20 protein-coding genes and 1 tRNA gene are annotated in these 26,835 nt (G+C 49.5%); 13 read left to right on the top strand and 8 right to left on the bottom strand.

Annotated features, from left to right (window positions below; translation table 11 throughout):
* The first annotated feature begins 55 nt into the window (after positions 1 to 55).
* Both BLP55_RS01050 and BLP55_RS01055 read left to right on the top strand, forming a co-directional pair.
* A complete protein-coding gene (locus BLP55_RS01050) occupies positions 56 to 607 on the top strand; it encodes an HD domain-containing protein (protein WP_091140280.1) in 552 nt (183 codons plus the stop codon).
* A gap of 91 nt (positions 608 to 698) precedes the next feature.
* Positions 699 to 1,079, top strand: a complete 381-nt coding sequence (locus BLP55_RS01055; RefSeq protein ID WP_091140283.1) for a hypothetical protein — start codon at positions 699 to 701, stop codon at positions 1,077 to 1,079.
* 90 nt (positions 1,080 to 1,169) lie between these two features.
* Here BLP55_RS01055 and BLP55_RS01060 read toward each other — a convergent pair whose 3' ends face one another.
* Complete coding sequence (locus tag BLP55_RS01060; protein ID WP_091140286.1) at positions 1,170 to 1,991, bottom strand: DUF4249 family protein; 822 nt, start codon at positions 1,989 to 1,991, stop codon at positions 1,170 to 1,172.
* An 11-nt stretch (positions 1,992 to 2,002) separates the two neighbouring features.
* On the bottom strand, positions 2,003 to 4,378 hold the full coding sequence (locus BLP55_RS01065; RefSeq protein WP_091140289.1) for a TonB-dependent receptor: 2,376 nt from the start codon (positions 4,376 to 4,378) through the stop codon (positions 2,003 to 2,005).
* 237 nt (positions 4,379 to 4,615) lie between these two features.
* Between BLP55_RS01065 and BLP55_RS01070 the strand changes: the two genes are divergently transcribed.
* Positions 4,616 to 5,659: a sensor histidine kinase gene (locus tag BLP55_RS01070; protein ID WP_091140292.1), complete on the top strand. Its 1,044-nt coding sequence runs from the start codon at positions 4,616 to 4,618 to the stop codon at positions 5,657 to 5,659.
* Complete coding sequence (locus tag BLP55_RS01075) at positions 5,656 to 6,378, top strand: LytR/AlgR family response regulator transcription factor (RefSeq protein ID WP_091140295.1); 723 nt, start codon at positions 5,656 to 5,658, stop codon at positions 6,376 to 6,378. The genes BLP55_RS01070 and BLP55_RS01075 overlap by 4 nt, the downstream gene beginning before the upstream one ends.
* Here BLP55_RS01075 and BLP55_RS01080 read toward each other — a convergent pair whose 3' ends face one another.
* Positions 6,379 to 7,140, bottom strand: a complete 762-nt coding sequence (locus BLP55_RS01080) for an XRE family transcriptional regulator (RefSeq protein WP_091140297.1) — start codon at positions 7,138 to 7,140, stop codon at positions 6,379 to 6,381.
* Positions 7,141 to 7,221: 81 nt separating this feature from the next.
* On the opposite strand from BLP55_RS01080, the gene BLP55_RS01085 reads away from it, so the two are divergent.
* From BLP55_RS01085 to BLP55_RS01100, 4 genes are all read left to right on the top strand, one after another.
* Positions 7,222 to 7,944, top strand: a complete 723-nt coding sequence (locus BLP55_RS01085) for an ImuA family protein (protein WP_091140299.1) — start codon at positions 7,222 to 7,224, stop codon at positions 7,942 to 7,944.
* Positions 7,944 to 9,434 (top strand): Y-family DNA polymerase, encoded by a 1,491-nt coding sequence (locus tag BLP55_RS01090; protein WP_211516800.1) that lies wholly within the window; start codon positions 7,944 to 7,946, stop codon positions 9,432 to 9,434. Before BLP55_RS01085 ends, BLP55_RS01090 begins: the two co-directional genes overlap by 1 nt.
* Positions 9,431 to 12,616, top strand: coding sequence for an error-prone DNA polymerase (locus BLP55_RS01095; protein ID WP_091140302.1), 3,186 nt, complete (start codon positions 9,431 to 9,433; stop codon positions 12,614 to 12,616). The genes BLP55_RS01090 and BLP55_RS01095 overlap by 4 nt, the downstream gene beginning before the upstream one ends.
* A gap of 183 nt (positions 12,617 to 12,799) precedes the next feature.
* Complete coding sequence (locus BLP55_RS01100; protein WP_139149552.1) at positions 12,800 to 13,738, top strand: exonuclease/endonuclease/phosphatase family protein; 939 nt, start codon at positions 12,800 to 12,802, stop codon at positions 13,736 to 13,738.
* A gap of 150 nt (positions 13,739 to 13,888) precedes the next feature.
* Here the strand turns inward: BLP55_RS01100 and BLP55_RS01105 are convergent, their stop codons facing one another.
* The 5 genes from BLP55_RS01105 to BLP55_RS01125 form a co-directional block, all read right to left on the bottom strand.
* On the bottom strand, positions 13,889 to 14,845 hold the full coding sequence (locus BLP55_RS01105) for a HipA domain-containing protein (protein ID WP_449403945.1): 957 nt from the start codon (positions 14,843 to 14,845) through the stop codon (positions 13,889 to 13,891).
* Positions 14,832 to 15,164: a HipA N-terminal domain-containing protein gene (locus BLP55_RS01110; RefSeq protein WP_091140307.1), complete on the bottom strand. Its 333-nt coding sequence runs from the start codon at positions 15,162 to 15,164 to the stop codon at positions 14,832 to 14,834. The genes BLP55_RS01105 and BLP55_RS01110 overlap by 14 nt, the downstream gene beginning before the upstream one ends.
* The gene (locus BLP55_RS01115) at positions 15,161 to 15,388 is read right to left on the bottom strand and encodes a helix-turn-helix domain-containing protein (protein ID WP_091140309.1); all 228 of its coding nucleotides are present in this window, start codon (positions 15,386 to 15,388) and stop codon (positions 15,161 to 15,163) included. The genes BLP55_RS01110 and BLP55_RS01115 overlap by 4 nt, the downstream gene beginning before the upstream one ends.
* Before the next feature lie 525 nt (positions 15,389 to 15,913).
* Positions 15,914 to 15,998 (bottom strand) — tRNA-Ser (locus tag BLP55_RS01120).
* 170 nt (positions 15,999 to 16,168) lie between these two features.
* The gene (locus BLP55_RS01125; RefSeq protein ID WP_091140311.1) at positions 16,169 to 16,699 is read right to left on the bottom strand and encodes a helix-turn-helix domain-containing protein; all 531 of its coding nucleotides are present in this window, start codon (positions 16,697 to 16,699) and stop codon (positions 16,169 to 16,171) included.
* A gap of 283 nt (positions 16,700 to 16,982) precedes the next feature.
* Here BLP55_RS01125 and BLP55_RS01135 point away from each other — a divergent pair, with 283 nt between their 5' ends.
* The 5 genes from BLP55_RS01135 to BLP55_RS01155 all read left to right on the top strand — a co-directional run bounded on the left by BLP55_RS01135 (position 16,983) and on the right by BLP55_RS01155 (position 26,822).
* Complete coding sequence (locus BLP55_RS01135) at positions 16,983 to 18,575, top strand: type I restriction-modification system subunit M (RefSeq protein ID WP_091140316.1); 1,593 nt, start codon at positions 16,983 to 16,985, stop codon at positions 18,573 to 18,575.
* Positions 18,576 to 18,590: 15 nt separating this feature from the next.
* Entirely contained in the window at positions 18,591 to 19,820 is a 1,230-nt protein-coding gene (locus BLP55_RS01140; protein WP_091140319.1) for a restriction endonuclease subunit S, read from the top strand.
* Between the two features lie 429 nt (positions 19,821 to 20,249).
* Positions 20,250 to 21,929, top strand: a complete 1,680-nt coding sequence (locus tag BLP55_RS01145) for a DUF262 domain-containing protein (protein WP_091140321.1) — start codon at positions 20,250 to 20,252, stop codon at positions 21,927 to 21,929.
* 2 nt (positions 21,930 to 21,931) lie between these two features.
* Positions 21,932 to 23,941, top strand: a complete 2,010-nt coding sequence (locus BLP55_RS01150; RefSeq protein ID WP_091140323.1) for a DUF262 domain-containing protein — start codon at positions 21,932 to 21,934, stop codon at positions 23,939 to 23,941.
* A gap of 40 nt (positions 23,942 to 23,981) precedes the next feature.
* On the top strand, positions 23,982 to 26,822 hold the full coding sequence (locus tag BLP55_RS01155; RefSeq protein WP_091140325.1) for a type I restriction endonuclease subunit R: 2,841 nt from the start codon (positions 23,982 to 23,984) through the stop codon (positions 26,820 to 26,822).
* Positions 26,823 to 26,835: the final 13 nt, after the last annotated feature.

Genomic DNA, 26,835 nt, shown 5'->3' on the forward strand with positions numbered 1-26,835 from the left:
AGCATAAAATTGGCTGCAACCGTCAACATCTTGTCTTAAATTTAGGTTTTAGACCATGGAATCTGTCCTTACCCAAATCACGATTTTTGCCGACAAGGCCCACGGCGACCAGATGCGCAAGTATTCGGCCGACCGTTATATCGTACATCCGGTTCGTGTGATGGCCGCCGTCAAGTACTGCGACAACCGTTTGCCGATGCTGGTTGCCGCGTTGCTGCACGATGTACTCGAGGATACGCCGGTGACGCGCGACCAAATGTTCGATTTTCTGCTTTCGGTGATGGATCCGGACGATGCAGAACAGACCATAACGCTCGTTGTAGAAATGACCGATGTGTACGTCAAGGCCGACTATCCGCAGTGGAACCGCCAAACCCGCAAGGAGAAAGAACTCGCGCGCATCGTCACTACAAGTCCCGACGCGCAAACCATCAAATACGCCGACATCCTAGACAACACCACAGAGATCGCCGCAAAGGATCCGAATTTTGCACCGCGTTACCTGCGCGAATGCCTCGTCATTTTGACACAAGCCGACAAAGGCAACCCACGTTTGCGCGAGACGGCGTTGCATGCCGTTCGTGAGGCGTTGGCAGGCTTACGCTGAGGATGTTATCGGTAAAATTTTGTTAAGGGTGTAACATTGTTTTTTTGTGCGGGTCTATTTTCGCATTATCAATCATCTAATCAATCAAAAAATGAAAAATGCAATCCTGCTCGCGTGCTGCTTGGCCGCGACCCTTGCCCAGGCGCAAGACAAGAAACCCATCGAATTCAATACCATCGAAGCGCACCACATCCTGCCCAGCGGCCAGGTGATGGCAAAAGACGGCAACCACGCCTTTGCGTTGCACGCCAACGAATCCACCGAAGTCAACCTGACGTTGCAACTCAAATCGCCGGGCGCGCTCAAGGTTACGGTTACCGACAAAAACCACAACATCGTGCGCACCAAGGAATTTACGTGTAGCCAATCGTCAAATTTGCTCTCGTTCGCAGCCGAACAAGGCCAGGACTACACGGTGCACCTTTATGCCGCCGCCGATACGCGGTTCAGCGTAGATGTAAACAGCCTGTAAGCCAAAGCCGAAACGAAAGTTTCGGTTTTTTTGTAAAAAAAAGATGCCGGAGCAATCCGGCATCTGGCACTAAAACAAAAATCAAGAAACTTATTGTATCGTGTAACTGCGCGTGGCCACCTCGGAAAGCCTGAAATAGCCGAACGCGAAATTCACGGGATTGGTTTGGTTGACGACGTTGCCGCGCACCACGTTGGGTACGGGTTGGAACGGCATGCCGTCGTTGCCCGTGGCGGTCAGGAGCTTGTAGAAATACTCATAGTAGCGTCTTGAAATACCGTAAAGTTTGATGTTGATGACATCGCCTGCCACCAAATCTTCGTGTGCATAATACACCGGAATCAGGTTGCCCTGTACATCGTCGTCGTCCTCGATCTCGTAATCGGGGAACGCGAGCCGCGGCGTCCTGACGCTGTAGAGGTAGTAGTCCACACGTGTGCCGTCGTCCTGATGGTAGTAGGTGATTTCCATTTCATCGCCCGCCATGCCACCCTCGGCGTTTTGTTCGATTTGCTCCTCGATAGGGGTAGTAGGGGTCAGCGTTTCGGTGGCCGTATAGGTTTGACCGTTGAGCAAAATGGTGAGCGTATAGGTTTCGCCAATGACGGGTTCAAAATTGCCGCACACATACTCGCCTGTACCCGGTGTTTCGACAAATTCGAAAATGGTGCCCGCCGTATTGCGCACGGTGATGTCGGCACCCGAAACGGTCGGAAACGTTGCGCTGTAATAGCCGGTCGTGGTGGTCAGTTTGATTTTCTGCTCGGCCCCCGTCGTGTTTTGTTCCCAGTCGATCGAAGCATCGATCACCAATCTCGGCGCGGCCGTTTCGAGGTCTACGGTGACCACGTCTTCGCATCCGACAAAACACCACGCGATGGCCATCAAGCCTATGATTTGCATTGTTTTCATGTCTTTTCGTTTTAGAATTTAAAGTTATAGGTCACGCTCGGGATGATCCCGAATATCGACATGCGGCGCACCTCGCTTTGTCCGTAATCGGGGTTTTGCCCGAACGTATACGAGGCGGCATTGCTGCGCGCATAAGCGTTGTAGATGCTGAACACCCATTCCGCCTGCCAGCCTTTCTTTTTGTTGGGCTTCGGGATGTAGGTGGCCGACAAATCGAGGTGGTGGTAGGCCGCGAGCGCGCCGTCGTTGCGCTTGCCGTAGTTGGCAACGGTCACGCCCATGTATTGGTACTTGCCGTTCGGAAATGTGGCCGCCTTGCCCGATTGGTAGGTGAAAATCCCGCCGAACGACCACTTGGGTGTAAACTGATAGGCCGCCGTAAGCGACAGGTTGTGCAATTTGTCATAATTGGCGCGGTACCAATCGCCGTTGTTGATGCCCGGTTCGTCGGGCGTGCGTCCCGGCGTTTTTTGTTCGGCGCGCGAAAGCGTATACGACAGCCAGCCCGTGAGTTTGCCCGTGTTTTTCTTGGCCATGATCTCGAGTCCGTAGGCGCGCGATTCGCCGTTGAGCATCACGCGTTCGATGGCATCGTTGGCGATGAGTTGCGCCCCGTCGATGTAATCGGCCTTGTTCTTGGTTTTCTTGTAAAACGTCTCCACCTCGAGCGAATAGGCGTCGTCCTTGAAATTCTGGAAATAGCCAACCGACACCTGATCGAGGATCTCGGGCAGGAGGTATTGGTCGCTTGGCGCCCAGATGTCAAGCGGTGAGGCCGACGCCGTATTCGAAATCAAGTGGATGTACTGGCTCATACGGTTGTAACCCGCCTTGAACGACAGGTTGTCGTTGACCGAGTAGGCGAGGGCCAAACGCGGTTCGAGGTTGTCGAAACCCGCAATCTTTTTGTTTTTCCCATACCAGGTTTGCCCGGTTGGCGTGGCTTCTTCATAAATCTGGAACTCGCGGTTGTACACCACGGGCTGGTTGCCCGCATAGGTGTTGACCATCTGCTCGCCCACACGTTGGAAGTTGCTGTAACGCAAGCCATAGTTGATCGAGAGACTTTGCGAGAGCTTTTGCTCGGCGCTGATGTAAACCGCACTTTCATACGCATATTTCTTGGCGATCTGGCGCGGATTGATCGCCGATGACGCATCGTACGGCTTGATCGTCCCCGGATTGAATCCGTACGAAATCCCGTTGAGGCCGTAACTCAGCGTCAGGTTGGCCGAGACGTAGTGTTTGAAATCGTATTTGAGGTTGTAGTTGTTCACGTCCGAATCCCAATCGATGCCCACCGATTTGATGCGCAAACCATAGGTATACTGGCTGTAAATGGCCGAGGCGTTCGAGAAAATCTTGTCCGAAAAAATGTGGTTCCAACGCACATTGAGCAGCGAATTGCCGTACTCGTTCTCGAACGCGTTGTTGAAGTTGAGGTTGTCGTTGCCAAAATACCCCGACACAAAAACGTTGTTCTTGTCGTTGAAACGGTAGTTGAACTTGGCGTTGAGGTCGTAGAAATACGCCGAATTGGGTTCGTCGGCCAGCTTCATGAACAAATGCGCATACGATCCGCGGCCCGCCACGACAAACGAACTTTTGTCCTTGACGATCGGCCCTTCTACAAGCAGTCGGCTCGCCAGCAATCCGATGCCACCCGTGACATGGTATTCCTTGTTGTTGCCCTCTTTCTGGTAAATGTCGAGCACCGACGAGATGCGTCCGCCAAAATTGGCCGGGATGCCACCTTTGTACAATTTCAAATCCTTGATGACATCCGAATTGAACACCGAAAAGAACCCGAACAAATGCGACGTATTGTACACGACGGCCTCATCGAGCAACACCAAATTGCCATCGACCGAGCCGCCGCGTACGTTGAATCCCGAGGCGCCTTCCTGTGCGTTGGTCACGCCGGGCAGTTGTAAAATCGACTTGAGCACATCGACTTCGCCCAAAACCGCAGGCATTTTCTTGATCGTCGAAATCGAGAGTTTGTTGACCGAAATTTCAGGTTTGCGGATGTTGGCCTTGGTCTTGTTGGTCGTGACCACCACCTCGTCGAGCGCCTTGCTGGCTTCGGTCATCCCAAAATTGCGCTTGGTGTTGCCGGTGAGCGCGATCGTTTCGGTAAGGTCGTCGAAACCGAGGTAGCTGATGATGATGGTATAATCGCCTTTGGGCAAGGTGATCGAATAGAAACCGTAGGCGTTGGTCACGGTCGATACATTGGCTTCGGGAATCACGATGTTGATCCCGATCAGCGTTTCGGTATTGCCAGTATTGGACACCGTTCCGCTGAGCGTAAACTTGGCCTCTTGCGCTTGTGCGGCAAGCGACGCCAAAAAAACCGATAAAAAAAGTCGGATTTGATTTTTCATTGATGGTTAGGAATTGATTTCGGGGCAAACCTATCGCGATATGACACGCGTTTTTTTCGATTTATACCAAACCCTTGGTTTTTTATAGCAAAACGCGTTTGGCGTCGATTAAAAATTTTGGGGTATTTTGCCTTCGGATGCGCGGTTTTATTTTGGTATAATAAAAAGGCGATTTGGTATAATATCTACCGCACGGCGTTTATTGACGCTACTTTTGTCTTATTTTTATACGACCCTATGCGTGAAACTTTACATCCCACCATCGACACCAAGCCGTTGCAGCTGATCATCTCAAAAGAATACAGTTGGCTCAGGCACCTGACGGTTTATGTTGTCAGTATTTTTGTGTTGTATTACAGCGAGGCCGAATACGTCGAACCGTATGAGACCTACAGCCGCGCCGTGATTTTCTTCCAGATCTTGTTCCTGGCCTATACCAACATGTATTATTTTGTGCCGCAGTTCCTGTTCCGCAAAAAATATGTGGCCTATGGGCTCTCGATCGTGTTCAGCATGGCGTTTTGGTCGCTCACGCACCGTATCGCGAACGATTTTTTTAGGCCGCATTTGTTGCCGTATGTCGAGGATAATGTGGGGTTGTTGTCGTTTTCGTTCATCATCCTGGTGCTCACCGTGGCCTCGGCGGCGATCAAGTTGTTCCAACGCTGGGTGCACGACGCGCAACGCATTTACGACCTCGAACAGGCCAAGACCCAGGCCGAGCTCGAACAACTCAAGAACCAAATCAACCCGCATTTTTTGTTCAACATGCTCAACAACGCCAATGTGCTCACCAAGAAAGACCCCGACAAGGCCTCGCAGGTGCTCATGAAACTCAGCGATTTGTTGCGGTACCAGCTTTACGACAGCGCGCGCGAAAAAGTGTTGCTGACGGCCGACATCCGTTTTCTCGAAGATTTCTTAAATTTGGAGAAAATCCGCAGGGACAGTTTCGATTTCGTGATTTCGAAAGAAGGCGATTTGAGCGGCGTACAGATTCCCGCGCTGTTGTTCATCTCGTTTGTCGAGAACGCCGTCAAACACAACAACGATTCGGCCAAGGCGTCCTATGTCAACCTGTTTTTCAACGTCTGGAACGACGAACTGTTTTTCAGGTGCATCAACTCCAAGCCCGCCGTAAATGCCGTGCGCAATGAATCGGGCGGATTGGGGCTGGTCAACATCAAGCGCAGGCTCGAATTGCTGTTCCCGTCTACGCACACGCTGACCATCGAGGACAATGCCGAAACCTACTGCGTGACCCTAATCATCAAATTATGAATTGCATCATCATAGACGACGAACCGCTCGCACGCGAGGCCATCCAGATGCTGGTCGAGCAAACCCCGACGCTCCGGCTCATGGGTTCGTTCAACAGTCCGATGGCCGCGCAGGAAATACTCGGCGCAGGAAAAGTCGACTTGATTTTTCTCGACATCCAGATGCCGGGCACCAACGGCATCGCGTTCGCGCGCACCATCCCGGGCGACGCTTTTGTGGTGTTTACGACGGCTTTTCCCGAGTTTGCGATCGACAGCTATGAAGTAGACGCCATCGACTACCTGATCAAGCCCGTCAAGTTGGAGCGTTTCCAGCGCGCGGTCGAAAAAGCCCAGACCTATGCGCAATTGCTCAAGGCCGATCATGCCGCGAGCCGCATCGCCGACATCACCGAAGACCATTTCTTCCTCAAGGCCGACCGCAAGATTTTCAAAATTTATTTCAGCAACATCCTTTACATCGAAGGGCTCAAGGATTATGTGGTCGTGCATACCCAAAACCAAAAGATCATCACGGCCATGAACATCAAAACCATCCACGACCGGTTGCCCAAACAGTTGTTTGCGCGCGTGAGCAAGTCCTACATCGTCAATGTCGACAAGATGGAGTCCGTAGACAACAACACGGTGTACATCGGCAAAAACGAAATCCCGATCGGCAACATTTATCGCGACGCTTTTTTCGGCGAATTCGTCTCCAAGAAAATCATCAGCCGGTAATTACCCCAATTGCTGGCGCAGGCTGCCGATCTCGCGCTTCAAATCGGCAAACATCCCGTATACATCGGTAGGGGCTTCGGCTTTGCGGTCGTCGCGGCCAATGTGCGCCACATATTCCCATATTTCCAGAATATCCGACAGCTTGATTTGGTACGGGCTGTAAATGACGTTGTCGGGCTCTACCGTAATGGCATCCCCGTGTTTTTCCGCAAGTCGTTTGTAGGTGATGCCCTCGTTGGCGGTGATCAATATATAGGTTTTGTCTTTTCTGATTTCGCCCAGATTCTCTACATAGCGCCCGACAATGAAACTCTTGTCGTCGTGCGGCGGCATCGAATCGCCACCCACGGGAAACGCGCGGTGTTTGCCCGGGCCCAAAAAAGGCAACGCAATCTGTTGCAGGTTGGCGATGAATTCGGGGTCGGCATAACCCGTCAGGTAGCCCGCGCGTGCCTTGTGCGGGACAATCTCGATCAAATCGTTGCCGTTGGCGTCTACCGTGATCGGCAACACGATGCGGTTGTCGTCGAGCAAAAGCAGTTGCGAAAGGTCGTATTTGCGCACATCCACCGACAGCAACAAATCGATGCTGATGCCAAAATGCAGCGATATTTTTTTGAGGATGTCATACGGCGGTTCTACTTTTCCGCTCTCATAAGGTTCATACCTACCGCGCTTGATCCCAAAGCTTTCGGCGGTTTGCTGCTGGCTTTCCCTACGGGTTTCGCGCAGGTAACGAAGGTTGTCCGAAAATAGCGACATGTGTTAATGTTGTAAGTTGCAACAACAAATATAATTAACTTTGCTGTAAAATACAACAATTAAATCCAAAAACGTTTTTCCATGGTCACGCCCGACAAAAAAGCCCTTATCAAACAGCTCCAATCACAAATCAATGCGATGCAGGGGCTGGGCAAATTGTCGGGTGAATCCACCGATGGTTTCGCGCCCTTTGCCGATGCGTTCCCCGAGCGCACGTTTCCCAAAGGCGTCGTACATGAATTCATCAGCCACGAGCCTGCCCATGCGGCTTCGACCCACGGTTTCATTGCGGCCCTGGCGGGTAAATTGCTCAAAGAAGGCGGGCTTTGCCTGTGGATCGTTCCAGACCAGAGCATCTTCGCGACAGGGCTTCCCGTTTTTGGCTTGCCGCCCGACCGCATCGTATTCATCCGCGCCCCCAAACCCAAGGACGCATTGTGGATCATCGAGGAGGCGCTCAAATGCGAGGCGCTCACGGCCGTCATCGCCCAAATCAAGGAACTCGGGTTTACCGAATCGCGGCGGTTGCAACTGGCCGTCGAGCGCAGTGGCGTGACGGGATTCGTACACCGGTTCCAGCCGTTTTCCGAGAATGCGGTGGCCTGTACCACGCGCTGGCGCATCGTCCCGCTGCCGAGCCAATCGGGAGGTTTGCCAGGGGTAGGTCATAGTTGTTGGGAAGTCCAATTGTTGAAAGTCAAGAACGGCAGGCCCCGTGTGTGGCAGGTTGGTTGGGAGGCGGGTTGTTTTGTCGCCGTGCCCAACCACACCACCATCGTACTGCCACAACGCCACGCCGTATAATGTCACGTTACGTCTACCTCTTTTTTCCGCACCTGCTGGCCGAGTACGCCACGCGCAAGAACCCCGAACTCCGCGAGGTGCCTTTGGTATTGGCTTCGCCCGACCGTGGCCGTATGGTGGTCGATTCGGTCAATGTACGCGCGTTCCAGAAAGGCATCCGCGCGGGTATGGTCCTGGCCGATTGCAAGGCGCTGTACCCCGAACTGCACATGGTCGAGACCGAGCCGGGGCGGGCGGGCAAGTTGCTGCATGCGCTGGCCGAATGGTGTGTGGGCTATACGCCTTTTGTGGCCGTCGACCAGGACGGATTGGTCCTCGACGCAAGCGGTTGTACGCACCTGTGGGGTGGCGAACGCGGCTATCTCGAAAACATCCGGAACCGTCTCGAAGCCTATGGTTATACAGTACGGATGGCGATGGCCGACACCATCGGTACGGCGTGGGCGGCGGCCCATTTCGGCAAGCCGTTCCATATCGTGCCGCCCGAAGGGCAACGCGAAGCCCTGCGCCAATTGCCCGCGGCCGCGTTGCGTCTGGAACCCGATGTTTTGGCGCGGTTGCGCAAATTGGGGCTGCGACACATCGTCAGTTTTATGGACATGCCGCGGCAGGCGTTGCGCAGGCGGTTCGGGCCATCTTTGTCGTTCCGGCTCGACCAGGCATTGGGGCAGGAAGTCGAATGGGTGGTACCCATCGCACCCGTCGAACCGTATCAGGAAAGGCTTTGCTGCGCAGAACCCATCACCACGGCCACAGGCATCGCCATCGCGCTCAACCGATTGCTCGAAGCCTTATGCCTGCGTTTGTCCCAAGAGGCGATGGGATTGCGCCATGCCGTGTTCAAGACGTTCCGCATAGACGGCAACATCCAGCAAATCGAGATCGGGACGGGGCAACCTTCCTGCGATCCGGCGCACCTGCTGCGGCTTTTCGAGCACAGGATCGCTACGTTGGAGCCCGATCTGGGGTTCGAGTTGTTTGTACTGGAAGCGTCCAGGGTAGCACCGATTGCGCACGAGCAATCAACCATTTGGGCCGTCTCGAGCCAGAGCGACAAAAAGGTGGCCGAATTGCTCGACCGCGTGACGGCCAAGACCGGCGCGGGAAAGGTGTCGCGTTATTTGCCTGTCGAACACCATTGGCCCGAGCGTTCGATCAAGGAAGCCGCGCCGCTGTGGGAAAAGCCCGCCACCGCTTGGCGTACAAACCAACCGCGTCCCGTTGCGCTGTTGCCCAGCCCCGAGTCGATCGAGGTGACCGCGGTGTTGCCCGACAATCCGCCCATGTTGTTTCGGCACAAAGGGAAGCTTCACACCGTAGCCAAGTCCGACGGGCCCGAGCGCATCGAACAGGAATGGTGGCGTGCAGACGGCAACTACCGTGACTATTATTGTGTCGAGGACGAAGAGGGCGCGCGGTATTGGGTGTTCCGTTCGGGGCCTTATGTCAAGGGGCAATTGCAATGGTTTTTACATGGTTTTTTCGCATGAGCTATACCGAATTACAGGTCACGACCAATTTCAGCTTCCTGCGTGGCGGCTCGCATCCCGAGGAATTCGTGGAGCAGGCCGCCGCATTGGGCTACAGCCGTATCGCCATTACCGACCGCAATACGCTGGCGGGCGTGGTACGCGCACACAGCGCCGCGCGAAAAATAGCAGGTTTCGGCATTGTCGTGGGGTGTCGGCTCGAATTGCTCGACGGTTCGCCGTTGCTGGCATTCCCGACCGACAAGGCAGCCTATGCGCGGTTGTCGGGGTTGCTTTCGCTGGGCAACGGCAGGGCAGAGAAAGGGCAATGCCATTTGTATCAGTCGGATGTGTTTGATCATGCCGAAGGCATCCGGTTCATTGCGCTCGCGCCGGTTTCGCTCAATGCCTCCTTTGCTTTCGAGGACGATTTTATCCGGACGCTTTCGGCATACAAAAAACAATTGGGCAACGCGTTGCACCTGGGCATCGGCCGATCGTACCAGGCCAACGACAACAAGCGGATGTACCGTTTGCAACAGCTGTCTGAATCGCTCGACATTCCTTTGGTGGCGACGAACGACGTGCATTACCACATACCCGGGCGGCGGGAGTTGCAGGATGTCCTGACTTGCATCCGTGAGAAATGCACGATTCATGCAGCGGGATTTAAGTTGCACCAAAATGCCGAACGCTATCTGAAACCCGTCGACGAGATGGCGCGTTTGTTTGTCCAATATCCCGAAGCGCTCGAACAGGCGCAGCACATTGCCGATGCCTGTCGGTTCTCGCTCGACAGCTTGGAGTATGTGTACCCCGAAGAAATCACCTCGGGCGACAACACCCCGCAGCACGAACTCGAAATGCTGACCTGGCAGGGCGCCAACGAAAAGTTCCGCAACAAGATTCCCAAAAAGGTACGAAAAACCATCCGGTACGAACTCGATTTCATGAAACGCAAGAACTATGCGGCCTATTTCCTGACCGTATACGACTTTGTCCGGTTTGCGCGCAGCAAGGATATTTTGTGTCAGGGGCGCGGGTCGGCGGCCAATTCGGTGGTGTGTTATTGTTTGGGGATCACCTCGGTCGATCCGTCCAAATTCAAGGTGTTGTTTGCGCGGTTCATGTCGGATGCGCGCGACGAACCGCCCGACATCGACGTCGATTTCGAACACGAACGCCGCGAAGAGGTCATCCAGTACATCTACGAAAAATACGGACGCGACCGCGCGGCCATCGTGGCCACCGTGACGCAAGTGCATTGGAAAGGGGCCATACGCGACGTGGCCAAGGCGATGGGACTTTCGAGCGATGCGGTCGATAAGTTGTCCGCGACAATTTGGGAGTTCCGCGACGATCTGGACGACGGGCGCATCACGTCTGAAGGATTCGATTTGTCCGACCCGTACCTGCTCAAGGTGCTCGACATCACCAGACAGTATGTTGGGTTCCCGCGCCAGTTGGGCCAGCATACGGGCGGGTTTGTCATCACGCGTGGCAAGCTGCCTGATTTGTGTCCGACGCTCAACGCGCGCATGGACGGCCGTACCAACATCGAATGGAACAAGGACGACATTGAGGCGCTCGGATTTTTGAAGGTCGATGTGCTCGCACTTGGGATGCTCACGTGTATCCGCAAGGCATTTGATTTGACCGAACGGCACTACGGTAGGAAGCTCACGCTGGCCGAAGTCAACAAAGGGCAGGACGATCCGGCCGTATATGAAATGATCCAACAGGCCGATACGCTGGGCGTGTTCCAGATCGAAAGCCGTGCCCAGATGTCGATGCTGCCGCGGCTCAAGCCCAAGTGTTTTTACGACCTTGTGATCGAAGTGGCCATTGTGCGTCCGGGACCGATACAAGGCGATATGGTGCATCCGTATTTGCGCAGACGCGACGGCATCGACCCCGTATCGTATCCGTCCAAGGAACTCGAAGGAATTTTGGGCAGGACGCTGGGCGTACCCTTGTTCCAGGAACAGGCCATGGAAATCGCCATCGTCGCGGCGGGATTCACACCTGCCGAGGCCGACGGGTTGCGCCGTAGCATGGCCACGTTCAAGGCCAAAGGGAAAGTCAGCGAATGGCACCGCAAGCTCGTGGGCGGGATGATGAAAAATGGTTACGAGGAAGCCTTTGCCGAGCGCGTGTTCAAGCAGCTCGAAGGGTTCGGGTCGTATGGATTCCCCGAAAGCCACGCGGCCAGTTTCGCGCTGTTGGTTTATGTGTCGTCGTGGATCAAGTGCTACTACCCCGATGTGTTTGCCGCCGCGTTGCTCAACAGCATGCCCATGGGCTTTTACCAGCCCGCTCAAATCGTCATCGATGCGCGCAAGCATGGGGTAACGGTGCGCCCCGTCGATGTCAACCATTCGGAATGGGACCACACGCTCGAGGAAAAGCAGGGCAGGTATTGTGCATTGCGGCTCGGGTTCAGGCAGGTCAAGGGCTTGCAGTCCGGCGAGATGCAGCTGTTGCTTGCCGCGCGGGCGCATCCGTTCCAAACGGTGAATGCATTACGCGACGCAGGGGTATCTGTGGCGGCGCTCGAAAGGTTGGCCGATGCCGATGCGTTCCGCTCGATCGGGCTCGACCGCAGGCGTGCGTTGTGGGAAGTCTCGGCCTTGTCCGACAGCCCCGTGGGATTGTTCGAGGGGCAGCCGTCGCCGAGCGCGTCCGAACCGCAGTTTGCGTTGCCGCTGTTGACCGAGGCCGCGCATGTGGTCGAGGATTATGCCGCGACGGGCTTGTCGGTCAAGGCGCATCCGGTGCACTTCGTGCGTCCGCAACTTGAAGCGTTGCGTGTGACGCCCTCGGCGTGTTTATCCGAACTCAAGAACGGCGATGCGGTCAAGGTGGCCGGACTGATTACCGTCAGGCAGCGGCCCGGGACGGCCAAGGGGGTACTGTTTATCACCATCGAAGACGAGACGGGATTCGCCAACATTGTCGTATGGGACAAGATTTTCCAGAAGCACCGCCGCGACATCGTCAAAGCGCGGCTGTTGCTCATCGAGGGCAAGGTGCAAATCGAAGGTCGCGTGATCCATGTGGTGGCCGATGGTTGCTACAACCTGTCGCATCTGTTGCGCGGGATGACGGCGCATGTCGATGCCGAACAGGCGGTAGAAACACTGTCGCGTGCCGATGAAAAAGACCCGGAGGAGGTGTTTGACAAGGGAAGGAATTTTAGGTAGGTTTTGCAGATGTAAGATAGTCCTTAGGTGATTTGCGCCACCACCCGTAGGGTAAAGCCCTGAAACGGGGTAGGCAAAAATAGATTGGCCTGTAACGGTTTAAATGTCAATTTTGATTCCATTCGAATCCTGGTCATGTGGGGTTTGAAGATGAACGGAATCAATCATTTAAACCTTAGTACCATGAGTTTTTTACAAATTGCCAGTTGGAACATCGAGCACCTGTCGGGCCAAGCAAGAGCCCAAAGAAGACAGAGTGCCTATGCCTTGACCGACCACATCGAAATGGCCGGTATTGATTTGATCGCGCTCCAGGAAGTGTATCTCACGCCTACCGACGAGGAAGTTCGGATGGCACCGCACCAGCCCATCATCCCGAGCCATGCGCATACCGAACGCCGGAATTCAGATTTGGACATCGTGTGTTACCTGCTCGAAGAACACCTCGACGTCCCTTGGAAATACCTGATCCTGCCCAATCGTTCGGACGGCGACCGGTCGCAACTTTGTGCGGTTTTGTGGAATACAGACCGTTTGACCTTGGGCGACGTTCAAGCTTTGGATGTCAAACACAAAGAAGGCGATCTTTCGCTTTGGGACCGCAAGCCACACGTGGTTAATTTCTTTTCGAAAATAGACGTCTGGCGCAAGGATGCCGACGGGAAGTGGCAAATCGTATGGGAGAAACGCGAACTTTGTGTGGTGCCACTACACATGAAATCGAACTATGGCGGGGTAACCAAAAACCGGCAGGTGCGTGGGTTGGAAGCCGAAACCCTGTGCGTTGAGCTGGCAAAGTTGCGACCACAAATAGACCCTAGCCTTGTTTTGCTGGGCGATACCAACATCCTCAAGAACGACGAGCCGGCCATCGAGACTTTTGTCGACCACGGGTTCATCGACCTGAACAACAACGACACGTCTACCTATTGGAGCAAGGATTACAGCGGGGCGCCGTTCGATCGGTTTTTTGTGGCCAAAGACCGCCCCGAGTTCAAATACAGCCGTCAGTATGTGTTGCGTTCGGCCGACTTGGAGATGCACGACCGGTTCCTTTCCGACCACTACATGATTAAAATGAGCGTAAAGGACTATTTGGACGATGCTGTGCCACGGCCATAAATGCCAGCTGTAAAAAGTAGGAACACCAACGCGACTGTTGGTGTTTTTTTATGGCAAAACACAGGGGGTAGCTGGGATTGCAGATAGGAAACTATGGGTGCGGTTTTGTTTAGGGAATTCTCCGTAAAGAAGCGATCGCGTCTTTGCCGCTCACGAAAACAACACCGCATAACGCTGCTCCAACAGCGCCCTGTACTTTTCCCGATAGGATTCGGAAAGGAAGCTGCGGTCGATCCATTGGTGGGCGAGCGGCTTGTTTTTTTGGAAGCGTTTGGCGATGCCGTTGATCTGTTTGTCGTTCAGGTCCAAAGCCTTGCCCAATCTGTCGAAATGCTCCCATTTGAGTTTTTTCTTTTTTCCTTCGAGTGTCAAGGCGAGTTCCTCGGTATCGCTGGGGTTTACGATGGCCACGTTGAGCAAATCGTAGGCAGGCGCCAATACCCATGCGTCCCCGTTATGGATCATCGAGAAGTTTTTCAGGTGCATGTCGTTGTTGCCCGTCAGGAAACTGAAAATACCCAATTCGAGAAAATACAATTTATCGAGCAATGTATTGTTGGAATATTCGTCCAGCGCCCGGCCTACTTTTTCCATCGAGCTTTTGTATTTGTCGAAGGCTTCGGTGATTTGGAACATATCGAGCATGTGGATCTTTGCCCCGGTATCGGTACGGTCGATGCGTTTGGTGATGTACGACAGTTCGCCCGATTGCAGTCGGATAAGGCTCGATTTGACGACATTGATCCCGAACGCTTGGGCGATACGCATGGTGACGTGCTCATTTTCGGGCATTTCGTGGAAGTGGTCGGAAGGCGGTTTGAAAATATAATTCCCGCCCAACGCGCCCACCACTGTCAAGCGTCCGTTGTGCCCATCCTGCAGCGCGTCGTGCACCAGGGATAACGACAATTTGGGTTGTACGCCCGGGACGGCCACGCTTCGTTCGACCACATTTTTTGCCAAATCGGCCATTTGCGCGAGCGAATGTCCGAAAGCTGGTTGTTGTTTGGTTCCAAAAAAATCCAAACTACAACGCTCGTGAAAGTCACCCGTCGCGGTATCGTCCAGTGGCCGATAACAGTACAAACATTTGTTATTCATTTTCATCCGGCATAGATTGAACGCTTACCGCACCTATACAATTTTGGCAACAGGCCAACAGCAGCCCCATGCGGTCATTGGGGTTGATTTTCCAGTTTTTGGACGCGATGTCCAACAACCATCCTTCAGGGATCAATCCGTCGAAAAAGGCAAACAAGCGTTTCTCGGTATACGGCTTGGCGGTCACCGGCATGGTCACGCTAATGGGTTGTTTCGGATGCGCTTTGATGTAGGCCTCCTGGTACTGAAAGACGTAGTCGCCCTCATCTGTTTCAGTAAGGGTTCCTGCCAGAATCTCCTGGTAATAAATGGCGGCACTTCTCATGGTGTCCGGTCGTTGGTTCGGGACAGTTCACGCGCATTGACGGGCGCCAACGTGTGCCCAAACATTTTGAGTACCTGGTTTACTTTCTCGAGGTTCAGGTTTTCTTTGCCCTGTTCTATTTTTCGGATGACCGTAAGCGCAACGCCTGCGCGTTCGGCAAAGGCTTCCTGTGTGAGGTTTACTTCGTTTCTTTTGGTCTTGACGAACTCGGCTAAACTGGTCATGATTATATGCTTTTACATCGATTACAGGCAAATATAGTAAATTATATGTAAAAGCATATAGTTTTGTATTTTTTGTTTGGTTTATATGTGGAAGCATATAGGTTGGTGGTGTTCGTTTGTGCGGTCGAGGTTTGGGATCGATTGCGTCGAGGGGTAAAACCGTTGATTGTTTTGTGATTTCGGTCGGGAATTTGGGGCGAAAACCAAACGCGGGTGGTATTTGCTATGGACGAACGCCCTAGGCATTCGCTTGGATGTAGAAGGGATTACTGGCGTGATCCCGTTTTGGGGAATTTGGGGTAGGGAAAACCAAACGTCTGCGACATTCGTTGGCGAACGCCTTAGGCATTCGCTTGGATGTAGAAGGGATTACTGCGTGATCCCGTTTAAGGGAATCCGGGGCAAAGAAAAACCAAACGCCGGTGGCGTTTGTGTTTTTTTGTTTCCGTCCGCTTACAAAAGCTGGTGGCTTTTGACGCGTGCGGAAACAAAAAAACCGAGAGCGATGCTCTCGGTTTTTCTTTGCGGAGGAAGAGGGATTCGAACCCCCGGACCTGTTACAGTCAACAGTTTTCAAGACTGCCGCAATCGACCACTCTGCCATTCCTCCAATAAGTCGCATCAGTTGCCCAATGCGGATGCAAATATAACAAGGTTTTCTATTCTGCAAAAACTATTTGGGTAAAAAAAACAATTTATTTTTTTGGGGTTTTTAAGCCGTTGATGGTGTTGGGTTTAGGGGGTTGTACGCCAATCGATCCAATGCGATACCGACAAGATTTACCGGGCGGTTTTGCCATCGAGGTCGGCAAGCCTCGATTCGAGCAGGTTTTTTTCGAACGCCAGCACTTCGAGCCGCAACGCATACTCCAGCAGCCGTGTACGGCTTTCGTGGTCCTGGGTTGCGGTGGCTGTTTTGGGTGCCACGAGCGGCCAGGGGTGTTGTTTGTTCGTTTTTTTGCGGTGTGCCACAAACCCGGCCAGCAGTTGACGGCTGTGTTGTTTGTGCTGTTGCTTCTCGAGGGTAGCCTGTTCCCGTTGCAAACGCAGGCGCTGGTATTCGTTCTCGGCCAGCAAACGGGTGAGCCATTGCCTATCGGCGGCGGTATTTGCGGGTTTTTCATCGGCCTTTTTAAAGTCGGGCGATTGCGTGTGCATCAGTATTTCGGTCAACAGTTGCGCGGCATGGGCCGGAAGGTCGCGGTTGCCGCCTTCGTACATAGACCATTGGCTTCTGTTCACATTGAGTAAAACGGCCATTTCCTGTTGCGTGATGCCAAGCAGGTTGCGGAGTGCGTTTTGTTTTTTCATGATCGTTGGTGTTTCAACTTCGAGGAGGCAATTTTTTTGCCAAAGTCTCCTTGTGTCAATTTTTTTGTGTCAATTTTTTTTGACACAAAAATTTTGACACAACCCACAATCTTCAAAGCGCAACGGCATTGCGTATCCCACACCTTGCCGTACCGCACTGTTTGCGCATCATGTTTTTTTGTTTTCCGGTGGGTTTCGGCATCTCGAAAATTATCGCTATGTTTGGCTTGCCCCATCGGTTTTTTTCGGGGGCAATGCAACCCTTTCGTTTACAGCAACTACCATGTCAGAAGAACAAAAACGCCTGCTCGAAACGCAGCTCTGGAACATCGCCAACATCCTGCGCGGCAAGATCAACGCCAACCAGTTCCAGGATTACATCCTTGGGTTCATCTTTTACAAATACCTGTCAGAAAAGATGGAGGCCCACGCCAACAAGATCCTCGTGCCCGATGGCATCGGCTACACCCAAATCGACGAAACGTCTGCCGATGGCAAGGAATACCTCGAACACATCCGCGAAGACGCCATCAACTCGATCGGCTTTTTCCTCAAACCGTCGGACTTGTTCAAGAGCCTGGCCGAGAAAGGCAACGCCAAACAAGCCAAGGACGACGACGCGCACGAGAGCGCGGGCAATTTCATTCTCGAAGACCTCGCGCGCATCTTGAAGGACATCGAGAAAAGCACCATGGGCACCGAATCCGAAGAAGATTTCGACAACCTGTTCTATGACATCGACCTCGATTCGGGCAAGATCGGGCGTACCGTGGCCGACCGCAACACCATCATCGTCAAGATCATCACCGCGCTCAACGCCATCGACTTTAACCTGGGCGACTCGCAGGGCGACGTTCTGGGCGACGCCTACGAATACCTGATCGGGCAATTTGCCGCGGGTGCCGGGCAAAAGGCGGGCGAGTTCTATACGCCGCAGGCCGTGTCTACCATACTGTCTAAAATCGTGACCACGGGCAAAAGCAGGCTCAAATCGGTATACGACCCTACGTGCGGCTCGGGCTCGCTGCTCTTGCGCGTGGCCAAGGAAGTGGATGATGTCGCGCACTTTTACGGACAGGAACAAAACCGTACGACCTACAACCTGGCGCGCATGAACATGATCCTGCACGATGTGTCCTACCACGATTTTACGATCCGGCACGAGGACACACTCGAACGGCCGCAGCACCTCGATTTGCGTTTCGAAGCCATCGTGGCCAATCCGCCGTTCTCGGCCCAATGGAGCGCCAATCCGCTGTTTATGAACGACGAGCGTTTCGCGCAATACGGCAAGCTCGCGCCCAAGACCAAGGCCGATTTTGCGTTCATCCAGCACATGGTACACCAACTCGACGACAACGGCATCATGGCCTGTATCGCGCCGCACGGCGTTTTGTTCCGTGGCGCGGCCGAAGGACACATCCGCAAATATTTGATCGAAGACCGCAATTATGTGGACGCCATCATCGGGCTGCCGGCCAATGTGTTCTATGGCACAAGCATCCCGACGTGCATCCTCGTTTTGAAGAAATGCCGCGAATTCCCCGACGATATCCTGTTCATCGACGCGAGCAAGGAATTCGAAAAGGTCAAGAACCAAAACGTGCTGCGGCCCGAACACATCGACAAGATTGCCGAAACGTACCGCGACCGCGCCGTGATCGATAAATTTTCAAGCACCGCCAGTCTCGAAGCCGTCAAGGCCAACGATTACAATTTGAACATTCCGCGGTATGTCAATACGTTTGAGGAAGCCGAGAAGATCGATTTGGATGCGGTGGCTTTGGAATTGCGGGAACTCGATAAGGCGATGGTTGAAACCGATAGGGTGATTGCGGGGTTTTGTGGGGAGTTGGGGATTAGTGCGCCTTTTTAATTTGAAAATTTGAAAATGAGACAATTTGAAAATGGGTTGGTGCCGAGTTTAAGATTTCCGGGGTTTGTTGGAGAATGGAAGGGGAAAAGTATCGGAACAATAGCGGAACTAACATCAAGTAAACGCGTGTATCTATCCGATTATGTGGAAAAAGGCATTCCTTTTTATCGAGGTAAAGAAATCACGGAATTAAGGCAAGATATTGAACCGACCGAAATTCTATATATTTCCGAAGAAGCTTATTATGGTTACAAAGAATCTTTCGGCGTCCCCCAACTTGATGATATTTTAATGACGGCGGTCGGAACACTTGGAAATGTTTTGCGAATAAAAAATGAGAGCCCCTTTTATTTTAAGGATGGAAATTTAATATGGTTTAGAAAGATTTCCGAGAGTAGTCGTTTCTTAGAAATATTACTTGAACTTAAAAAGAAGGACATCGAGAAGACCTCCATTGGTTCTACACAAAGGGCTTTGACTATGGTTGAGCTAAGAAAATTGGTTTTCAAGTTTCCTTTTATCGAGGAGCAAGAAAAGATAGGTACGTTTCTTAGCGTTGTTGACGATAAATTAAATCTCCTCAGAAAAAAGAAATCCCTCCTCGAACAATACAAAAAAGCCATGATGCAAAAAATCTTTAGCCAGGAGGTGCGGTTTAAGGATGGGGGAAAGGATTTTGGGGAGTGGGAGGAGAAAACGTTAGGAGAAATAGGAAAGAGTTTTATTGGACTAACCTATTCTCCAGATGATGTAGTCGAAAGCAACGGCACTTTGGTGCTGCGTTCTTCCAATATTCAAGATGGTGTTTTATCTTTTAAGGACAATGTTTTTGTTACGATGGAGATTTCGGAGAAGAACTTCGTCAAAGAAAATGACATTCTCATTTGCGCAAGAAATGGAAGTAGAGATTTGATTGGTAAGTCTGCGTTAATAAAAAAAGAAAATGAAGGGGCGGCTTTCGGTGCTTTTATGACGATTTACAGAAGTGAATTTAATGACTTTCTTTTTCATTTGTTCAAGTCGCCAATTTTTTTAAAGCAGGTAAATGAGCATTTAGGCGCAACAATCAATCAGATTACGACAAAAAGTCTAAATGGATTTGTATTCCCTTTTCCGACTAAAAAAGAACAAACCAAAATCGCCCAATTCCTCACCGCGCTCGACGACAAAATCGCCCACGTTTCCACCCAAATCGAAAAAATGGAAACCTGGAAAAAAGGCCTGCTCGCTGATATGTTTGTGTAGTTAATAAAAAATAACAATAAAAAATAAAAAATAATAGGTCCTCACCGCGATCGACGACAAAATCGCCCACGTTTCCACCCAAATCGAGAAAATGGAAACCTGGAAAAAAGGCCTGCTCGCTGATATGTTTGTGTAGTTAATAAAAAATAACAATAAAAAATAAAAAATAATAGGTCCTCACCGCGATCGACGACAAAATCGCCCACGTTTCCACCCAAATCGATAAAATGGAAACCTGGAAAAAAGGCCTACTCGCCGAAATGTTCGTTTAGCCAATAAAAAATAACAATAAAAAATAAACAATAAATCACCGCCCTCGATGAGAAGATCAATCATGTAGCGGTGCAGATTGAGAAAATGGAGAGGTGGAAGAAGGGGTTGTTGGCGGATATGTTTGTGTAAACATGATAAAATTAAACTAATAAGTGTATGGAAAATATTTTAGAGTTGAAGACAATCAATGAACTTAGTGAATTGTCATTTTATATTCCATCTTATCAAAGAGGATACAAGTGGACTGATAAAGAAGTACGAGAACTACTTGACGATATCAACGAATTCGTCCCAAAGCAAATCGGCGATTCTGACGAAAAATCTTGGTACTGTTTACAGCCGATAGTCGTAAAGAGTAGAAGTGACGACGAGCTCGAGGTAATTGACGGACAACAACGGCTTACTACCATCTATTTAATTTTGCATTATTTGAATCAGGATTTTAAAGAAGAACGTCGGGACAAGCTTTTTCACCTTGATTACGAAACGAGGAATGATACTAAAGTTTTTTTAGAAAATCTCGGCGACAATCCAGAATTTAACGATGAGAATATTGATTTCTATTATATAAGTAAGGCGTATAAGACAATTGAAAAATGGTTTGGCAATCAAGGAAGCAATTTTGATAACAGTAACTTTAGGTCGAAGTTTAAATTTAATTCAAAAGTAATTTGGTATCAAAGTAACGAGGATAACCCGATTGCAGTTTTTACTAGGATTAATATTGGAAAAATCCCGCTTACGAATGCGGAGTTAATAAAAGCTCTTTTTCTTAATAGTTCCAATTTTGATAAAAAAGACTTCGAAAAGTTGAAGTTACGCCAACTAGAGATTGCAACAGAATGGGATCAAATCGAGAGCAAATTTCAAAATAATAAATTCTGGTACTTTTTAACGGGCAATAAGGTTGCAACCAATCGTATCGAATTTATTTTCGACTTGATGAATGAAGAGATTGACGAATCTGACGATTATTCCGCATTTAGATTTTTTAGCAAGAAATTTAAAAGTAAAACACAGATAGCGGTTGAAAAAAATTGGAAAGAGGTGAAAGACTATTTTCAACGATTTAACGAGTGGTATCATGAGCGAGAGCTATATCATAAAATTGGATATTTGATTTACAGCGGTGCGGTAACGATCAAACAGTTGTATGAAAGTTCAGCAAGTATGACGAAAAAGGATTTTCGGACTTACCTTGACCTGACAATTCGGGAAAGTCTTGTGGGAGTCGAGCTAGAAAATCTTCAGTATGGCGATAATGAGGTGAAAAACATATTATTACTTTATAACATTTTAACAATGCTATCAAGTCAGAAGGACAACTCGTATTTTCCTTTCGATATTTTTAAAAATGGCAGTTGGGATATTGAACACATCACTTCGGTAAAAGACACAATGCCTGATAAAAATCGAAGGGATTGGCTAAACGATGCATCAATTTTTATAGACGAATCTAAAAAGGAAGGGAAGGATTTACTTAAAAAAATTCCAAATTGCGACGTCAATAACAATGATGATTTTAAGAGCTTGTTTGAAGACATCGTTTCCCATTTCAATTCCGATATAAAAGATGAGGACATTAACGATCTTTCTAACCTAACACTATTGGACTCCGAAACTAACAGAGGTTACAAGAACGCCGTATTTCCACTCAAGCGAAAAACAATTATTAATCGCGACAAGGAAGGTGTTTTTATCCCAATTTGCACAAAAAATGTTTTCCTCAAATATTTCAGTGAATACCCGCCAAGAATATCATTTTGGACTCAGGACGACCGAGAAAATTACGAGAAGGACCTTTACAATGTTTTACAAAATTATTTAGAAGTATAATTATGGCAGATACAACCGTATATAAAGGGAAGACAATTGGTTTCGCAGAATTGACCGAAATTGAAAAAATAGAAATACCAATCATCCAACGAGATTACGCGCAGGGTCGAAAAGACAAAAAGGAGCTAAGGGAAAATTTTCTTAAAGCGTTGCTGGAATGTGTGGAATCCAACAAGAGCATTAAACTCGATTTCGTTTATGGAAGCAAAATAAACAACACTTTCCAACCACTTGACGGCCAGCAACGGCTTACAACCTTATATCTTTTATATTGGTACGCCGCGGCGAAATCAAAAATAAACGTCAGTAGTTACCAAAACAATCTGAAGAATTTTACTTACGAAACCAGGATTACTTCAAGAGATTTTTGTTTAGCTTTAACCGAAAGTCAAATTGATATAGTTGATGACATCGAATTTCTAAGCGATTTGATCGTAGATTCAAATTGGTTCTTTTTATCGTGGAAGAACGATCCAACTATCGACTCTATGCTAAGAACGATTGACGATATACATCGTTTGTTTTTTTCAACAGAAAATCTGTGGGAAAAACTCGTCAGTAAACCAAATCTAATTTCATTTTATTATGTGGAATTAGAGAACATTGGACTAACCGACGATTTGTACATAAAGATGAATGCCAGAGGAAAATTATTAACTCCCTTTGAAAATTTTAAAGCAAGTTTTCAAAAGTATATTGATGATGAAAAGTGGGAGGCTGGGGTTTCAGTAGAAAAAACTTTAGCGTTAAAAATAGATACAACTTGGACTGATTTTCTGTGGTGTCATTTTAAAAAAAATCAAACGGTGGATGAGGCGTTTATGCGACTTATTGCAACAATTGCAATGATAATGCAATCAATTGAGAGAACTGCCGGCAGAATCGATGAAAGAGCTTCGATAATAAATAAGTTGCAAGAGAGGCCGAACTCTGTAAAGCCGAACGATTTTACAAGTCATGGGTTTAAGTACTTGTACGATATTTTCGAGCTCTATACTAATCTTGAGTCAACTGAACTTATTTTAAATTTTCCGATGTGGAGACATTCTTTTAGGAAGTCGGTTTTGTCAGAGATAGTTTTCGATGATAATAATTATTCACAGATTCAAGTAAATAGTGCTACCTACACACAAAAAGTCCTCTTTTTTGCACAAACAGAATATCTAAAGAGAAATCCAAATTTTGATCTTGGAAATTTTCAGGATTGGATGCGTGTTATAAGGAACATAGTTTCTAGAGCGGATATAGATAAAGACGGAAATAGACCTGACGTAGTTCGAAGTCCTCAAGCCTTTGACGGTGCTATTAATTTGATAAACGAACTCGCAGCCATGAGCAGCGATATTTACTCGGCTCTTGCATCCGTTGATTCCGTTAGATCGCAGTTTGCTAAAGATCAAGTTGAAGAAGAGCGAAATAAGGCAAAAATATTAATATCTAGACCTCAAACTAAAGATTTGATATTTGAAGCGGAAGATAATGAACTTTTGAGGGGGAAAATAGACTTCATGTTTTATTGTATGGACTACGACAACAATCCCGAGAATTTTGATGAGGAACTATTCAAAAACATAAAAAATGTTTTTGTCAAATTTTTTTCATCAGAAAACGCCTTAACAAATGACTTGCGAAGGGCCTTTCTAACGATTGATGTTAACGGACATTACGGCTTCTATAACTATTGGTGGTCTTATTGGTATACCGTTGGCGCCACCAAGAGAAGACTATTCGATAAGTTTAGAGAGTTGGAGTACTTCCTTTATAGTGAGCACCGGGAATATTTCAAGAAATTAGTATTGCTATTAATTGAAAAAGACCTAAAAGAAATCGTCGAGGATTTTTCGGCTCCTTTATCATTTCCTAATTGGAAATTACGATTGATTAAAGAGCCTGAAATTTTAGACAAGAAAAGTCGCTCAAAATATATTGCTATCGAAGATGATAATTCAGCTTGTTGGTTATTAAAAAGCAAAAGACCTCGTGACACAGAAGGTTGTATAAGAATTGAATAGGAGATATTTACCCTCAAAACGAACTCAATGTAAGCCTAACATGACCCACCAATCCGAACACATCCTCGAACAAACCCTCATCGCCCAACTCATCTCCAACGGCTACGAAAACGTCACCATCAAAGGCGAACAGGATTTGCTCGGCAACCTCAAATCGCAACTCGAAAAACACAACAACAAAAAGTTTTCCGACAACGATTTTGCGCTCATCCTGAACCACCTGACCAAGACCAACAACGTCTTTGAAAAGGCCAAATTGCTGCGCGACAAGTTCTCGTTCCGCAACGATGCCAACGAGGTCGTGTACATCGAGTTCCTGAACATGGAGCATTGGTGCCAGAACCAATACCAGGTCACCCACCAGATCACGATGGAAGGGTCGTACAAGAACCGTTATGATGTGACGCTGCTCATCAACGGATTGCCGCTCGTGCAAATCGAACTCAAGCGCCGCGGGCTCGAGATGAAGGAGGCCTACAACCAAATCAGCCGCTACAGCAAACATTCGTTCGGGGCATCGCTTGGCTTGTTCAATTTTGTGCAATTGTTCGTGATCAGCAACGGGGTCAACACCAAATATTTCTCGAATTTTACGGGCCAAAAACCCGATTTCAAGCAAACTTTTTACTGGACAGACGAGCACAACAAACGCGTCTCGCAATTGGCCGATTTCACCAACCTGTTTTTGGAGAAATGCCACCTGAGCAAGATGATCACCAAATACATCGTCCTGCACGAGACCAACAAGGCGCTTATGGTGCTCAGGCCTTACCAGTATTTTGCCGTAGAGCGCATCATCGACCGCGTCAAGACGACGGGCAAAAACGGTTACATCTGGCATACGACCGGATCGGGGAAAACGCTCACGTCGTTCAAGGCCAGCCAGATTTTGTCGAAACTGCCCAAGGTAGACAAGGTGGTTTTTTGTGTAGACCGACGCGATCTCGATTACCAGACCTCCAAGGAATTCAACGAATTTTCACCCGACAGCGTCAACGGTACGCACGACACCAAGTCGCTCGTCAAGCAATTCGCCGACGATGGTACGCGGCTTATCGTGACTACCATCCAAAAATTGTATACGGCCGTAACCAAAGAGCACCACCTCAAGGTGATGGACAAGCTCAAAGACCAAAAGATCGTTTTCATTTTCGACGAATGTCACCGTTCGCAGTTTGGCGACACGCACAAGAAGATCAAGTCGTATTTCAACAATTACCAGATGTTTGGGTTTACGGGCACGCCCATATTCGGCGAGAATTCGATGGCCAAGTCGGGCATTCGACAAACCACGGCCATGTTGTTCGACGAAAAGCTGCACCAATACGTGATCACCGATGCGATCAAGGACGAGAATGTGCTTCGTTTTGCCGTCGAATATGTAGGGCGGTACCGCGAAAAAGGCGATACGCGCAACGAGATCGACATCGAGGTCGAAGCCATCGATACCCAAGAATTGATGGAAAGTCCCGAACGGCTCGAGAAGATCGCGCAGTACATCATAGAGCAGCATCCGTCCAAAACCCACCGCAAGGAATTTACGGCCATGTTTTGCATCAGCGACGTAGACACCCTGATCAAATACTACGACCTGTTCAGGAAACGCAAGCGCGAGGGCAAGCACGATTTGAGCATCGCCACGATTTTTAGTTATAACGCCAACGAAGGCGAGAAGGATTTTACCGAAGATTACCAGGATTTTGACGATGTGGCCGATCCGCGCGAAACCTACAACGCCATGCATACCCGCGACAAGCTCGAAACCTACATCCAGGAATACAACCAGGAACACGGGATGAACTTCACGACCAAGGACAGCGCATCGTTCTACAAATACTACAATGATATTTCCGATAAGGTCCGCAAGAAAAAGATCGACCTGTTGTTTGTGGTCAACATGTTCCTGACGGGCTTCGACAGCAAAAGCCTCAACACGTTGTTCGTAGACAAGAACCTGCGCTACCACGGCTTGATACAGGCTTATTCGAGAACCAACAGGATTTACGGGCAAAAGAAATCGCAAGGGAATGTGGTGGTGTTCCGCAACCTCAAGAAAGCCACCGACGATGCCATTGCGCTGTTCTCGAACAAAGACGCCAAAGAAATCATCATCATGAAGCCGTACCGCAATTATGTAGACGATTTCAACGAAGCCTATGCCAAAATGGGCGACATTGCGCCTACGGTAGCTTCGGTCGACGATTTGTTGGGCGAAGACGACGAATTGGCGTTCATCAAAGCATTCCGCGAAATCATGCGTTTGCGCAACGTCATGACATCGTTTGCCGATTTTACGTTCGATGATCTTGATATGGATTTGCAGGAGTTCGAGGATTACAAGAGCAAGTACCTCGATTTGTACGACAAGGTCAAGAACGACACCAAGCAAAAGACATCCATTTTGGACGAAGTGGATTTTGAACTCGAACTCATCCACCGCGACGATATTACCGTTTCCTATATCATGGGGCTGTTGTCCAAGCTCAACAACATGGCGCCGGCCGAAAAGCAAAAAAGGCAAAAGGAAATTCTTGATATGGTGGCGGGCGATGTCAAACTGCGCAGCAAACGTGAGCTGATCGAGAAGTTTATTCTAGAAAACCTGCCGCTGATCGACAAAGACCAGGTCGAGCAGGGGTTCGATGATTTTATGGACATCGAGAAACAAAAGGCGTTCGAAAGGTTTGTCCAGGAGGAAAACATTAACGGTGCGAAGCTAAAGGAATTGATCGAAGACTATCTGTTTTCGCAGCGGATGCCTACAAGGCAGGAGGTGATCCAAACGCTCGACCAGCAACCGTCGGTCCTACAACGCAAAAGCATCGGCGAGATGCTGCTGCATAAGTTACAGGGATTCATCGATACTTTTTTTGACAGTTGATTGTTCGTCCTTC

Source organism: Flavobacterium caeni, from assembly GCF_900101895.1.
GTDB classification, from domain to species: Bacteria; Bacteroidota; Bacteroidia; order Flavobacteriales; family Flavobacteriaceae; genus Flavobacterium; species Flavobacterium caeni.